The sequence below is a fragment of the Saprospira grandis str. Lewin genome, from assembly GCF_000250635.1.
Taxonomy (GTDB): domain Bacteria; phylum Bacteroidota; class Bacteroidia; order Chitinophagales; family Saprospiraceae; genus Saprospira; species Saprospira grandis.
On record NC_016940.1, the window covers coordinates 4,069,816 to 4,082,038 of the forward strand.

Below are 12,223 nucleotides of genomic sequence, written 5' to 3' on the forward strand. Positions count from 1 at the left end.
TTAAACAAAAAAAGATAGGTTTTTATGATTCTAACTAGTACAGGTTTTTTACAGAGATTAGTGTTGGGAATAGCCATGTTTTTTATGCTAAACTCATGTATTGAGAAGGAGTGTAGTGGAACTAAAGTTTCTCTGACATTGAAAGATGTATTAGAGATGGATAATGGTTATGAAATGCATATTCTGGAGACTCGAAATTATTCTCATTGTAAATACAGGGAAGGAAAATTCAGTCTTATGGAGGATGGAGCCAGCTATTTAGATACTTGTAAGAATAGAGAGAGGGTGACAAGAATATTATTTTTACATGAATTTGATGAAAAGAAATTCTATTACAATACGAAAACTAGAATAATAAGGCCAGAGTATTTGTTAGAAAACCAAATTGGATATGTTGAGGTGAATAATGGCTTGCCAGCAGCTATAGGGAAATATAGCCGTAAATAGGTTTTCGTCGAGACTGTTCATGAAACTGTATTACACATAAAATAAATTCTTTTTGAACAAAAAAAAGATATAATTGTGGACAAAAAAATAGAAGAGATTTGAAAAAAAAGTCTTTAAGAAACTAAAATCTGGTGGCCAATTCAGAGGGAAAGCAGCTGCTCATCCGTACTAGTCGTCCCATCTGTATTGATTGGCAGTTGGGGCCTCCCGCCTTCGGGCTACGTTCGGCAGCTCGCTGCTCGCTCGGCCCTGCGCAAAAAACAAGTTTTTGCTTGGTCTGCGGCTTCGCCGCACTGCCTACCATCGCTAGGCCTGCGGCCCTACGGGCCTGCTATATGGGCCTGTAGGTTGAAACCTACAGCCAATTAACGAATGCATTTTTGTGTTCAATGGAGGGTTGAAACCCTCCATAAATAAACATTTTAGCCCTTCTTTGCTGATGCAGCCTAGTGGAACAGAAAATCCCCTCGAATGAGGGGATGACGATTTTTTCGATAGCCTAGGGCCTTGGCCCTAGGGTTCCTATGAAATTTATGGGGGAAACAAAATCAAACAACCGAAGAAAAAATAATCCTTGTTCAAAGCGGTAGAGGATTTTAATCCTCTCCGCACTATAGATGTAGAATGGGGTTGTTGTATGGCTGCTGGTTTCAACCTGCAGCCACAGCGAGCAGGCGGCGAAGCCGCCGCAAAGGAGCGAAGCGACTTGGCCTAGGGGCCTGAAAGGGGGCCGCGCAGCGGCAGACCAAGCCAGCTTGCTGGCGCAGGGCCGAGCAGACCTGCGAGCCCTGCAAGGGCCCGGCCGCCGTAGGCGGCAGGCCCCAAAAAAACGGCATCCTGATTAGTAGGAATTGTACTCCTTTGGTTCGTTTTTTATCGCTTCATTCCTGCTTAGGGCGCTTAAAAAGGGTTTTCTGTGCTAATTTCCGAGATTTCTGTTTTTCTCTTCTTCTTTTTTGCCCGACCTTAGTACAGAACTTAAAAATAAGTCTCTGATGATTATAGAAATAGATTCTCTTAGCCAGCTGCATAAAATGGCTGGATTGCCTGCTCCTCAGCATCCGCTTATTTCGGTGGTCGATGTTAGTGAGTGGGAGATTAGCGAAGACTTACTGGCGCAAAAATTCTGTTTGCAGCTCTATAGTATTGCCCTAAAAGATGGGGGCTGTGGGATGAATTATGGCCGAAATAGCTATGATTTTTCAGAGGGAGTGCTTTTGTTTACTGCGGCTGGGCAGATCAGCAGCATGCAGGAAAGCCAGAAAAAAGGAGAACGAAGGGGCTGGATGATTTTCTTTCATCCGGACCTTATCCGCAATAAGCAGTTGGGGCAGAAAATAGATGAGTATCATTTTTTCTCTTATGAGGTGCATGAGGCTTTGCATCTTTCTGCGGCCGAGCAAACTATCTTAAATCGCTGTGCGGATTTAATTCAAGAAGAATTAGCGGGTAGAATAGATGATCATACTCAAGACGTGATTGTGGACCATCTGCAGTTGCTATTGACGTATAGCCAGCGCTATTATCAACGGCAATTTAATACTCGTTCTGCTCAAAATAGCGATCTACTCAGCCGCTTTGAGCAGTTGTTAAAGACCTATTATCAAGAAGGCCGTTTTGCAGAAGAGGGACAGCCTGCAGTGGGCTACTTTGCGGCTGAATTGCAGCTTTCGGCCAACTACCTCAGCGATCTCATCAAAAAAGAAACAGGCTATGGGGTAAAGGAAAAAGTACAGCAATTTGTAGTCGAGAAAGCCAAATTGCTTCTGTTGCAATCAGCGTTTAGCATTAGTGAATTAGCCTATCAGTTGGGCTATAATTATCCACATTATTTCAGCCGAATGTTTAAGGCCAAAACAGGGCTGACTCCCAAAGAATACCGAAAGCGAGCTTAGAGAAAAAGGAAAGGAGCAAACAGTTAACTGTTTGCTCCTTTGGTATTTAAGCTTCCTTTTTTAGGCTGTCTAAGGCCTCTTCAATATGCTGAACGGCATTAAATTGCGAGCTAAACTCATGAATTAACTTGCCCTCGGCATTAAAGATATAAGTTACCCGGCCAGGTAGAAGGCCAAACAAGCTGCCCGGAACGCCAAACTTTTTGCGTAATTCCTTTTTGCTATCACTAAGCAAGCGGAAGGGTAGGCGGTGTTTGCTCGCAAATTTCTTGTGTTTTTCTGGTCCATCGGCACTCACGCCAACCACCTTTGCCCCTAAGTCCGAAAAGACCTCAAATTGGTCCCTAAATGCGCAGGCTTCTGCCGTGCAGCCAGGGGTATCATCTTTGGGATAAAAATAAAGGACCAAAGCCTGGCCCAAAAAGTCTTGTTCTGTGAGCCACTGCCCATCTTGGTCCTGCAAACGAAAGGCAGGGAGGCTATCGCCTAAACTGATCTTACTCATACAATTAGAAGTTGTTGATTTTTTCCCCATAACAAAATCGAGGGCCTTTTGTTGGCTTTCAGGGCATTCTTCTGTGCCTAGTACTTTAGATTAACTTTAAATTTACTTACATAAAGCAAGGATAATCAGTTAATTAGCTGTATTTGTACCTATGCAAGCTACCTAATTTAGCTAAAAAGGAGGATGGGGCAACAACAGAACAGGAAAAACTACGTATTTTAGATATTCCCTTTATTTTGCCCCGCCACTCAAAACCAAAAGCCATGACGCCCAAGTTACTCCTTATTAGTTTGTTATTGTTTAGCGGAACGCTATTGGCCCAAAACAAGGCGGCCATAAAGGCCTATAATACGGCCCTGAGCTATTACCAAAGTAGAGACTATGAAACGGCTGCTCCTCTTTTTGAGCAGGCTATTCAGGAATCTCCAGACTTTTACTATGCGCATCGCAGTTTGATCAGTTGCTATGAGCAAATGGGGCAGCTAGATAAAGCGGTGCTGGCCTATTTGGCTGCACTAAAACTGGCCCCACATGATTTTGATTTGCATTTCAATTTATCGCAAACTTATATTCAGCTAGAAGAATGGGCGGCGGCCAAAAAAGCCTTGGAGCAGAGTTTAGATATATCGCCTACAGATAGAAAAGCCTTGCAATCTTTGGAGCAAATAGAGCGCTATTTGGCCCAGAAAGAGGCCCCAAAAGAGGAGCAAGTGATCAAGGAGGAGCGCAGCAGCCCTTCTGATAAGGTGTATAATGCTGCTTTGGCCCTTTATCGAAAAGGAGAGTACCAGCAGGCGCGAGGCCAACTGCAGGCTTTTTCGGGCCAAGTGAGTCAAGCCGATTTCTATTATCTTTGGGCCCTTTGCGAGCAGCAATTGGGGGAACGAACGGCCGCTATTGAGCAATATGAAGCGGCTTTGGCCCTAGATGACCGGCATTTTAATAGTAATTACAATTTAGGGATTCTCTACTACAATGATAGAAACTATGAAGAGGCCCAAGCCCTGCTAGAAACAGCCTACCAAAAGCAACCCAAGAAAAAAGACTTGGCCAAGCATTTGGCCCTTAGCTATTATTTGGGCAATAATATGGAGAAAGCCGAGCCTTTTTTGGCCAAGCTAGCCCCAAAAATACAATCGGCAGAGCTCTACTATTATTGGTCCAAAACACTGCTGCAGTTAGGGCGGAAAAAAGAGAGTCAAAAAGCCTTGGCTAGGGCCAAAAAACTAGACAAAAGCGGAGAGCTGCAGGTGGATATCCAAAACGATCTGGCCGAATATGGACAACTGGCTAGTGAGTACCGAAAAAATGGAAATTATCAAAAAGCTATTGAGGTTCTAGAAGAAGCCATAGCCAAACATGGAGATGAAGCCGCCCTGCATTTTAATTTGGGCCTCAATTACCTAGAGGTGGGCAATAGCCTAAAGGCCCAAAAGGAATTTGCCAAAACCGTAGCCCTCACTCCCGGCCATGCCAAAGCCTATTCGGCCCTAGGCGATATTCATTATCAGGCGGAGAAGTATAGTGAGGCCGCTGCCTATTTTAAGGCTTGTATCGAGGCGGGAATGCAAGATGCTTATAGCTACTATCAGCTAGGAAGTAGCTTGTATAAACTGAACCGCTTTCAGGAGTCTGCCGAAAGTTTTGAGCAAGCTATTGCTAAAAACCCCAAAGAGAAACAATTTTACTTTGCCCTAGGCCTGAGCTATTTGCGCCAAAAGAAAAATGATCTTTCGATCCAGAATTTTGAAAAAGCCCTGGCCTTAGATCCCTATTTTATTGATGCTCAATATCATATTTGCGTCAATTATATTGAAACCAACCGCTTTTTAGATGCCATTGATGAGGCGGAGAAAATTATTGAAAAAGACCCCAAATTTGCCAAAGCTTATTTGACCTTGGCCCATAGCCATAAGCGTTTGGGCAATTTGGCCGAGGCCGATAAGTATAGAAAAAAGGCCATTCGCTTAGATCCTTCTTTGCGTTAATTGGCGTCCTACAGGCCCGAAGGGCCGCAGGCAATAGCCAGATTTAAACGCACTTACTTTTATAGTTTGCAGCAATTTTCGGCTAGTCGTCCCTATTTTTCTCGACCATAGCGAAGGCTATGCCCTTAAAAAATAGCTGGCCTAGCCAAAAATTCATAGCCAACCATGGCCAAAGCAGCGCGATTAAATCTGGCTGAGGGATAGTAGGCAGTGGCCGCAGGCCAGACCTAGGCGCGCAGCGCCGCAGGGCCGAGCGAGCAGCGAGCTGCCGCATAGCCCGACCCGAAGGGGCAGCCCCCAAAAAAGAAAAAGCGAAAACGAACTGAAGCTCGTTTTCACTTTATGATTAGGCTTTGGCCTTTTTGGGCCAGTTGATCCAAAAGACGGCAGCCAGAATTAAGCCAACCCCCAGCCATTGTAGGCTGCCCACCTGCTCATTGAGCAAAACATAGGCAAAAAGAATAGAGACGGGAATTTCCATAGAGGCGATGATACTGCCCAAACCCGTGCCCGTAATCGGCATGCCTTCATTGAGCAAAATAGGAGGGAGGACGGTCCCAAAAACCGCAATTAGCAGTCCCCAGCTAGCAAAATCGGCCCAGCCGAAATTGTCGATTAGGCTGAGGTTCCAGAACAAAACCGTGATGATCAATCCGCCCCAAACCATAAAATAGCTGCGCTCCAAATTGGGCAGACGCAACACCACTCGGTTGGAAGAATAAAGGGTGACGGTATAGCTAGAAGCGGCGGCCAAACCAAAGGCCAAGCCGCGCCAATCAAGGCTTAGGGATTCTTCTTGGCCCAAAATTCCCGTGGCTAAAAAGGTACCGACCAAAACGATAGCGGCGGCCATAATTTTAATGAGGGGCGGAAACTTGCGCTCTAATACAGCTTCTAACAAAATGCCCATCCAGATGGCTTGCATGAGCAAAATAATGCCCACCGAAACGGGAATATATTGGATGGCCAAATAATAAAAGGTACTAGTCAGGCCCATGGCCGTTCCGGCCAACAACAGCTGCCCTTTTTCTTTTAGAGAGGCGGGCGCAACCGCCTTTTTGGCCTTGCCACCAAAGAGCAAGCGCAAAATAAAGAGGATCAAAATGCCCCAAACAAACTGACCCAAGGTCAAATTGCCAATATGGCCGCCATCATTGGTCGCCATTTTTACAAAAGTGGCCAAAACGCCATAGCTGCAGGCCCCAGCGGCCACCAGCAAAATTCCTTTCAATTGTCCCATGAAGTATGCTAAAAAAGGTCATAAAAAAAGCCCTTTGGTCCATAACAGGCCAAAGGGCGCACAAAATAGATAAATCTATTTACAACTCATCTTTATCCATTAAAATTTTTAGCTTGAAGAGGGCCGCCTGCGAAATCACATCCGTAATTTCATCATTTAGGGCCATCTCAATGGCTTGGGCCAAAGGCAGGCGCCAAAGCCGAAGTTCTTCGCTGCTTTCGGGCTGGGCCTGGCCTTGGCTGAGCTCTTGGGCCAAATAGACGATGCCCGATTCATCTGTGACAGAATTGGAGGTGTGCAGCTGCAATAAAGGCCGCCATTTTTTGGCCCGCAGGCCAGTTTCCTCTAAGAGTTCTCTTTGGGCAGCCGCCAAAGGGGACTCCGTTTTGGGGCAGCCCCCTTCGGGAATTTCCCAGCTATAGGCCGAGAGCGGATAGCGATATTGGCCCACCAAATAGGTGTAGCCCTCGGCATCTATCGGAATCACGCCCACCGCAATATTCTTAAAGTGAACGACCCCATAAATGCCCGCTTTACCGCTAGGGTCCAAAACTTGGTCTTCCTCCAACTCAATCCAGGGATTGTTATATATTTTTTTGCGCGACAAAAAGGTCCAGGGATTTTTCTCTTCCATTTATCCGTATTTTTCAATCAGTTCGGCCACCAAAGCGGGCAGGCCCGTTGTGGCAGGCTCCGCCAAAACTTTCAAATTATCTAGATGAGGCAGTTGGGCGGGCTTGGGATCTACATAAAACTTAGGCGAGGCTTTGGGGACATAATGAATCAAACCCGCTGCGGGATAGACCTGCATAGAGGTCCCCACCACAATAAAAATATCGGCTAATTCGGCCCAAGCCGCAGCCACGCCCAGCATAGGCACATCTTCTCCAAACCAAACGATATGCGGCCGCCATTGCCCGCCTTTTGGACAAGTTTGGCCCAACAAAATATCTTCTTTACAAGGCTGAATATTTTCGGGATCTAGGCTAGAGCGCTTCTTAAACAGCTCGCCATGCAAATGCAAAACCCGACTGCTACCCGCCCGCTCATGCAAATCGTCCACATTTTGGGTAATCACGGCCACCTCAAAATGCGCCTCCAAATCCTTGAGGGCCAAATGCCCCGCATTGGGCGCCACCTCATGCAGTTGCGCCCGCCTTTGGTTATAAAAATCAAGGACCAAAGCCGGGTTTTGGGCAAAGCCTTCTGGGCTAGCTACCTGCATCACATCATGCCCCTCCCAAAGTCCATTGGCATCTCGAAAAGTCTGTATGCCCGATTCGGCACTGATTCCTGCACCCGTCAAAATGACGACCTTTAATTTTTCTGACATCTGTTTATATTTTTTTGGGGCTGCCCCGCCCTGCGGGCGGGTCGGGCTGTGTCGTGGCTCGCAGGTCTGCTCGGCCCTGCGGGGCTTTCGCTTCGCTTCAGCCCCTGGGTCTGCGGCTGCGCCGCCCCACTTTCCATCCCTCAGCCGCGTCGCTTCGCTCCTGTAAAGCTTGCCCCTTAAATGTTAAAGTTGGAAAAAAAAGTGACAGGGATTTGTGGATTAAAATCTAATCCCTACATTTGTATTGTCTTTGTGTTTATTTGTTTGGGTTTTTAGGGGAGGCTGTTCCGAATAGGAGCAGCCTCTTTTTTTGTTTAGGCCATTTCGTAAAGGCTAATCAGCTCAGCGTCAGGGACATAATTGCGGACCAAATAGCTCATGAAGTTGAAAGAGCGGTCTACACGGTCCAAAATCCAGGCATCGGAGCTGGCGGTTAGTTTATTTAACTGCACCAATTCTTTATCGGGATTAAAAGCGAGCTCTACCTCCCAGGGCCAATTATTTTCTTTGGCCATTTGCAGCATTTCTTGTTTGAGTTTGCCAGAATTAGAAATGGGGCGGTCAAAAATCCAATGTGCTTTTTCTACTTCTAGGTCCAAAAGGGCTTGGCCCATAATTTCGATAGCCTTTTGGGTTTCCATCACTTTTTTGTAGCTACCGTGTACAGAGGCCAGGTCTCGGATTTGGCCATCTTCACATTCTAGCAAATAGCCCTTAGAGAGGGCGGCCTCCATGCCAATGAGTAAATTATAGCCATCAATATAGAGCGTTTCGCCAGCCAGCATTTCGGCTGGAATTTGTTTGTTGAGGCGATTGGCTTGGGCTTCTTGGCCAGAGCTCATGAGGAGCAGGGCCTTTTTTTGTCTTTTGCGGAGGCGGTAGCGATTGCCTACGAGTTCGGAGGCAGATTTTTCGGCATAGCCGCGGTCCAATAAAAAGGAGAGATCTCTAACGGCCTCTTGCAGGCTCCAGAGTTGGGTTTGTTGTCCAAATAATTGTTTATCCTGAGGGTGTTTTCCTCTATGTTTCATTTTCTTATTTCAAGGGGTTATATAAAAAGTGGGGGGAGTAGTTGGGCGCCCGTAGGGCGTTTTTCTTGCGCAGCAAGTTTTCATTTGGCCTAGCGATGTGGAGCAGTGGCCGAAGGCCAGACCAAGGCGGCTTTGCCGCCGCAGGGCCGAGCGACCCGACCAACGGGAGCCGACGCAGCGAAGCAAGTAATAGCGAGCTGTGGAACGTAGCGCCGCAAGGCGCAGCCGCAGCGGAGGCCCCAAAACTTAATACTTAATACCGATCGACTTATAGATAAAGTGCAGCAGCCAGGCGGGGCCCACCAACAAAAACTGCAGATCCTCTAAAAAAGAGGGTTTGGCGCCTTCAATTTTGTGGCCGATAAACTGGCCAATCCAGGCGATAAAGAAGAGGCCAAAGGCTAGCCAACCGTAGGCGAGGCCCCAACTAGCGCTGGCTTGGGCCAGATAATGATTGCCATACAATAGGCCGAGGCCAATGGGCAGAAAGCCCAGGAAAATGGGCAGCGATAGCCGCAGATAATAGATAAAAGTGAGGCCGACCAAAATGCTGGCCCAATTGAGCAAGGGTGCAGGCTCGATAAAAAAGGGAATACTATACAGCAGCCCGAGCAGGCTAAACATAATTGTAGGCACGCAAATCCAGTGAATGGCCTTATTGATAGAATTTTGGTGGCTTTCGCCATACTTTTCGAGAAGGGTATCGATGGCTCGCTTTGGCATATCCATTAGCTGTTGAGGAGGTAAATACTGGCATTGAGCAGGGCGGCAAAGCTGACCCAGGCCAAGTAGGGAAATAGGAGGTAGGCGGCTTTGGGCTGTATGGACCAAAATAGGCGGATGCAGTAAAAAATACTGGCCCAAAGTAGGGCAATTTCGACCAAAGCGGCGCCGGGAGATTGGGCAAAAAAGAAGAGAAAAGACCAAAGTCCGTTGAGGCCCAACTGCAGCAGGAAGACAAAGCGGGCTTTGGCACTATTGCCTTTGCCTTCTACCATTGCCCAGGCAATGGCCATTAGCGTATAGAGTAGGGTCCAGACGGGGCCAAAGAGGTAGCCTGGGGGATTAAAGCTGGGCTTTTGGAGTTGAGGGTACCAATCTTCCAAGCCTTGAGCATTAGCCCAGCCGCCTAGGGCGGCTACTCCAAAACAAAGGAGTAGGGCCAAAAGTAAACGTTGCCAAAAGGACCAATTTTTCATTTAGACTTGACGTATTTTGAGCTCTTCATAATAGGCGCCCCAATAGGCATCTTTATGCGCTTTGGCCTCTTCTAGGCTATCAAAAACAAGGGCTTTCATGGGTAGGCTACTATAATTGTATTTTCCCATTAGGTATTCTTCTTCGGTGCCATTGAGGCGATAAAGGACAAAGCCAGGGCGCTTGAAGCGGTAGACCATTTCCTCCATTTCTCGCATTCTTTTGTGCAAGGGGTCTTCGGTAGAGACCGTTTCATCTTGGATGGTGGCTAGGGAAATGCGAATTTCCTCGCTACTTTCCTTCTTAATTACGACTTCTTCCGTTGTTTTTGGAGCCTGGGGGGCTGCGGCCTTGCCCGCTTGATAGCCGTCAAAGTAAATTTGCTCTAAAATGGGGATCAGGGTTTCTGGGGCCATTTGGGCCAGGGCAAGCAGGTCAATTTCTTGCTGCCCAATTTTTAGCAGATGTTCTTTATTCATTAGTAATTTTGATGAGTTTGTCCATTAAATTAAGTTTTTTGCAGCAAAAAAGGGCCATTTGAGGCATAAAAAAAGCCAGTCCGAAGACTGGCAGATAGACCGATAGTTCTTTATGGCTTGATTAGGCGCAAATTGCGGACAATTCCATTTTGTTCTAGGCGAATAATATATTGCCCCGCAGGCCAGTCATTAATAGGTAAACGCAGGTTTTGCCCATTTTGTTGAACCTGCAGCGGAAGGGCTTGCCCTAGTTGATTAAAGGCTTGTAAATTAGTATTTTCTAAGCTTTGAGAGCTGCTAATTTCTACCCAATCTTTGGCGGGATTAGGGAAAAGTGTAAGTATTGCTTGCTCACTGTCTACAAAAAGCGATTTAACCGAAGAGAAGCTATAGCTGCCATCTTCTTCCCAAATTTTGAGGCGGAAATAATGTTGGCCAGGGCCCAACTCTTCCTGTAGGTAGCTATAGTTCTGAATTTCGTTTTGGTTGCGAGCGGCAATGAGGGTTTCGCTCTGCCAGTCTAGGCCATCTAGGCTATGCAGGAGCTCAAACTCCAAAAGGTTTTCTTCTTGGGCCGTTTGCCAGCTCCATTGGGCCTTGTTTTCTTCTGCTTGATTTACCTCAAAGCGAATTAAATCTAGCGGAAGTGGGGTGATGGCCTCATTGATAGAACCCAATGTCACAATATCGCCATCTTCTAGCTCTACATTGGCAAATAAAATTTGCGTGGCGCCAACAGGCGTGCCCATACGAACAGGGACATCATTATCAGCAAAACCGTCGCCATCTCGGTCAATCAACAAACGGAGGTCATTGAGGTCGAAACGATTGAATTGGGCTACATCAAAAATGATATCAACGGCTCCTAGATCGCCAGTTTCTTGCATGCGCCAGCTTCTGTTGAGGCGGGCTTCGATGATTGTTCCATCCACATCGCTGGTATTATTAGTACTAATATCGGCATTGTTGTGGCCCCAGAGTAAAAACTCGCCATCCTCCATATTTGAGGGATTATTGATGCGGATAAAAGAAGAGCCTTGGGCATCATCATGTAGGTTATTGACATCATCTCGGCCAATACCGGCCACCTCATGTCCATAGGTATTCTTAAAGCTGAAATAGTCGCGGGCGATAGTCATATTGTATTTGGCCGCTAGATAGTTTTCGACAATTACTCTTTGGGCCGAATTAAGCGCATAATTGAACTGGATAAGCTCGGCATATTCGCCACCAAAATAGGTCCCATAATCAACATTAAGGGCGCCGATACAGAGGTCTTGGTTGGAGTTGGGCAGCGTGCTAGAGCTCTCTGCCGCTGTGCGAATAAGCTGTCCACGCTCATAAATTTTACTTCTTTGGCTACTGGCCAGACTACCATCAAAAATAAGGCTAGGCATATAGTTTACGCCATTGCTAAAGCTGTTTGAAGTAGAAAAACGGTTGTTTTGGGTATGAATATCGGCCGTAATATTATTGCTGTTCCAAAAAAAGAAGGTATAGGCATATTCCACACTAACGGTATAGGTAATGCGTTTGCCAAAAATACCTCTTGGGTTGCCATCAATATTATTGCCTCGAACGACAGAGAAGAAGGTCAGGCCATTGCTACCATCTAAAATATCGGCATCGGGCACAATCATTTGGTCGTTGCTGCCATCAAAAAGAAGGGCCGGTTGGCCATTGATATTGGAGTTGCTAACATAAGTGGGTTGGCGGCCTGCTACGGCATGTTGGGCATGGTTGGCATTTCCGCTTTGGTCGGGCCAAAAACTGATAGGCGTTCCATCGGCCACTTCGGGAATGGCATCTGCGGCCAGCCAAAGGCCATTATTGCTGCTATTGCCCACGCCTGCGGGGCCAAATTGCGCTTGTACAAGCTGCTGAGAAAAAAGGAGGGCTAGGAGTAAGTAAAAATTCTTATTCATCATTGTTATTGGTTTCATATATTCATATAGATAGCTGAGGGACAGCTAAGTCACAAAATGAACGGAAAAAATCGTACGAATGTATAGCCTCAATTTTGGCCCGAAATACATTATAGTTTTATTTAATATGTTTTTTGCGTGGGATAATTAAAGCGTGAAGCTAATTTGTAGGAATAGTATTCT

General features: G+C 46.5%; 12 protein-coding genes. 3 read left to right on the forward strand and 9 right to left on the reverse strand.

The genetic code is table 11. The features are described 5' to 3' along the window. Positions 1-24 precede the first annotated feature (24 nt). Both SGRA_RS18020 and SGRA_RS18035 read left to right on the forward strand, forming a co-directional pair. Positions 25-447 (forward strand): hypothetical protein, encoded by a 423-nt coding sequence (locus tag SGRA_RS18020; protein WP_015694251.1) that lies wholly within the window; start codon positions 25-27, stop codon positions 445-447. Positions 448-1,442: 995 nt separating this feature from the next. Beyond that, positions 1,443-2,342 carry a helix-turn-helix domain-containing protein gene (locus SGRA_RS18035; RefSeq protein WP_015694254.1) on the forward strand — a complete coding sequence of 300 codons (900 nt, stop codon included), beginning with the start codon at positions 1,443-1,445 and terminating at the stop codon, positions 2,340-2,342. Between the two features lie 46 nt (positions 2,343-2,388). Here the strand turns inward: SGRA_RS18035 and SGRA_RS18040 are convergent, their stop codons facing one another. Next, on the reverse strand, positions 2,389-2,847 hold the full coding sequence (locus SGRA_RS18040; protein ID WP_015694255.1) for a peroxiredoxin: 459 nt from the start codon (positions 2,845-2,847) through the stop codon (positions 2,389-2,391). A gap of 143 nt (positions 2,848-2,990) precedes the next feature. Between SGRA_RS18040 and SGRA_RS18045 the strand changes: the two genes are divergently transcribed. After that, positions 2,991-4,835, forward strand: coding sequence for a tetratricopeptide repeat protein (locus SGRA_RS18045; protein WP_015694256.1), 1,845 nt, complete (start codon positions 2,991-2,993; stop codon positions 4,833-4,835). Between the two features lie 346 nt (positions 4,836-5,181). Here SGRA_RS18045 and SGRA_RS18050 read toward each other — a convergent pair whose 3' ends face one another. The 8 genes from SGRA_RS18050 to SGRA_RS18090 all read right to left on the reverse strand — a co-directional run bounded on the left by SGRA_RS18050 (position 5,182) and on the right by SGRA_RS18090 (position 12,043). Beyond that, entirely contained in the window at positions 5,182-6,075 is an 894-nt protein-coding gene (locus tag SGRA_RS18050) for an EamA family transporter (RefSeq protein ID WP_015694257.1), read from the reverse strand. A 79-nt stretch (positions 6,076-6,154) separates the two neighbouring features. Then, positions 6,155-6,709 (reverse strand): NUDIX domain-containing protein, encoded by a 555-nt coding sequence (locus SGRA_RS18055; protein ID WP_015694258.1) that lies wholly within the window; start codon positions 6,707-6,709, stop codon positions 6,155-6,157. Continuing rightward, the gene (locus SGRA_RS18060; RefSeq protein WP_015694259.1) at positions 6,710-7,408 is read right to left on the reverse strand and encodes an SIR2 family NAD-dependent protein deacylase; all 699 of its coding nucleotides are present in this window, start codon (positions 7,406-7,408) and stop codon (positions 6,710-6,712) included. It abuts the gene before it with no gap. Positions 7,409-7,722: 314 nt separating this feature from the next. Then, positions 7,723-8,439: a DUF434 domain-containing protein gene (locus tag SGRA_RS18065; protein WP_015694260.1), complete on the reverse strand. Its 717-nt coding sequence runs from the start codon at positions 8,437-8,439 to the stop codon at positions 7,723-7,725. Between the two features lie 246 nt (positions 8,440-8,685). Continuing rightward, positions 8,686-9,162, reverse strand: a complete 477-nt coding sequence (locus SGRA_RS18075; RefSeq protein ID WP_041329997.1) for an Mpo1 family 2-hydroxy fatty acid dioxygenase — start codon at positions 9,160-9,162, stop codon at positions 8,686-8,688. A gap of 5 nt (positions 9,163-9,167) precedes the next feature. Next, positions 9,168-9,638: a TspO/MBR family protein gene (locus SGRA_RS18080; protein WP_015694263.1), complete on the reverse strand. Its 471-nt coding sequence runs from the start codon at positions 9,636-9,638 to the stop codon at positions 9,168-9,170. Further along, on the reverse strand, positions 9,639-10,115 hold the full coding sequence (locus tag SGRA_RS18085) for a hypothetical protein (RefSeq protein WP_015694264.1): 477 nt from the start codon (positions 10,113-10,115) through the stop codon (positions 9,639-9,641). It abuts the gene before it with no gap. A 110-nt stretch (positions 10,116-10,225) separates the two neighbouring features. Next, entirely contained in the window at positions 10,226-12,043 is a 1,818-nt protein-coding gene (locus tag SGRA_RS18090) for a DUF8202 domain-containing protein (protein WP_245538588.1), read from the reverse strand. Between the last annotated feature and the right edge of the window lie 180 nt (positions 12,044-12,223).

What these genes read in the sequence shown, in the direction of transcription:
- SGRA_RS18020 (WP_015694251.1), top strand. Translation starts at nt 25, where the DNA reads ATGATTCTAACTAGTACAGGTTTTTTACAGAGATTAGTGTTGGGAATA.
- SGRA_RS18035 (WP_015694254.1), top strand. Translation starts at nt 1,443, where the DNA reads ATGATTATAGAAATAGATTCTCTTAGCCAGCTGCATAAAATGGCTGGA.
- SGRA_RS18040 (WP_015694255.1), bottom strand. Translation starts at nt 2,847, where the DNA reads ATGAGTAAGATCAGTTTAGGCGATAGCCTCCCTGCCTTTCGTTTGCAG.
- SGRA_RS18050 (WP_015694257.1), bottom strand. Translation starts at nt 6,075, where the DNA reads ATGGGACAATTGAAAGGAATTTTGCTGGTGGCCGCTGGGGCCTGCAGC.
- SGRA_RS18055 (WP_015694258.1), bottom strand. Translation starts at nt 6,709, where the DNA reads ATGGAAGAGAAAAATCCCTGGACCTTTTTGTCGCGCAAAAAAATATAT.
- SGRA_RS18060 (WP_015694259.1), bottom strand. Translation starts at nt 7,408, where the DNA reads ATGTCAGAAAAATTAAAGGTCGTCATTTTGACGGGTGCAGGAATCAGT.
- SGRA_RS18065 (WP_015694260.1), bottom strand. Translation starts at nt 8,439, where the DNA reads ATGAAACATAGAGGAAAACACCCTCAGGATAAACAATTATTTGGACAA.
- SGRA_RS18075 (WP_041329997.1), bottom strand. Translation starts at nt 9,162, where the DNA reads ATGCCAAAGCGAGCCATCGATACCCTTCTCGAAAAGTATGGCGAAAGC.
- SGRA_RS18080 (WP_015694263.1), bottom strand. Translation starts at nt 9,638, where the DNA reads ATGAAAAATTGGTCCTTTTGGCAACGTTTACTTTTGGCCCTACTCCTT.
- SGRA_RS18085 (WP_015694264.1), bottom strand. Translation starts at nt 10,115, where the DNA reads ATGAATAAAGAACATCTGCTAAAAATTGGGCAGCAAGAAATTGACCTG.
- SGRA_RS18090 (WP_245538588.1), bottom strand. Translation starts at nt 12,043, where the DNA reads ATGATGAATAAGAATTTTTACTTACTCCTAGCCCTCCTTTTTTCTCAG.